This window comes from Pseudomonas sp. P5_A2_2 (assembly GCF_054177685.1).
Genome location: NZ_JBGCUL010001297.1, coordinates 1 through 1,097, shown reverse-complemented (window position 1 = coordinate 1,097; position 1,097 = coordinate 1). Strand labels below are relative to the sequence as shown.

Sequence of the window (1,097 nt, the reverse complement as noted above, 5' to 3'; positions counted from 1 at the left end):
TTTCATGCAGCAGGGTCACCAGCACGCGGCAACCCGAGGCCCCGATCGGGTGACCGAGCGCAATGGCGCCGCCGTTGACGTTGACCTTGTTCAAGTCCCATTCCAGGTCCTTGGCCACCGCCAGGGATTGCGCGGCGAAGGCTTCGTTGGCCTCAACCAGCTCAAGCTGGTTGATGTTCCAGCCGGCCTTGTCCAGGCAGCGGCGGGTGGCCGACACCGGGCCGATGCCCATGATCGCCGGATCGACGCCTGCGTTGGCGTAGGCGGCGATTTTCGCCAGTACCGGCAGGCCGAGGGCTTTGGCCTTTTCGGCGCTCATCAGGATCACGGCCGCGGCACCGTCGTTCAGCGACGAAGCGTTACCGGCGGTCACCGAACCGTCCTTCTTGAAGGCTGGCTTGAGCTTGCCCAGGGATTCGGCGGTGGTGCCGGCCCGTGGCTGCTCGTCGGTGGCGAAGGACAGCGGATCGCCCTTGCGCTGCGGGATCAGGATCGGGGTGATTTCATCGACGAAGCGCCCGGCCTCGATAGCGGCCACGGCTTTCTGCTGCGAGGCAGCGGCGAACGCGTCCTGCTGCTCGCGGCTCAGGCTGTACTTCTCGGCCAGGTTCTCGGCAGTGATGCCCATGTGGTAATCGTTGAATGCATCCCACAGGCCATCGCTGATCATGGTGTCGACGATTTGCCCGTTACCCATGCGCAGGCCGGTGCGGGCACCGGGCATGACGTAGTTGGCCAGGCTCATGTTTTCCTGACCGCCAGCAATGATCACTTCGGCATCGCCGCAGCGAATCGCCTGAGCACCCAGGTGCAAGGCCTTGAGGCCCGAACCGCAGACCTTGTTCAGGGTCATGGCCGGCACGGCGAAGGGCAGGCCGGCCTTGATCGCGGCCTGGCGCGCAGGGTTTTGCCCGGCGCCGGCGGTCAGCACCTGGCCCATGATCACTTCATCGACTTGCGCAGGATCCAGTCCGGTTTGCGCCAGCAACTGGCGGATCACCGCAGCGCCCAGGTCAACCGCGGACACATTGGCCAGGGATCCCTGGAAGCTGCCGATCGCGGTGCGCGTGGCGGCAACAATGACGACTTCTTGCATG

General features: G+C 65.2%; 1 protein-coding gene. It reads right to left on the bottom strand.

All coding sequences use genetic code 11. From position 1 onward, the window contains the following. A partial coding sequence (locus ACXRVY_RS30925; protein ID WP_458239199.1) for an acetyl-CoA C-acetyltransferase occupies positions 1–1,096 on the bottom strand: 1,096 nt, incomplete at its 3' end. Between the last annotated feature and the right edge of the window lies 1 nt (position 1,097).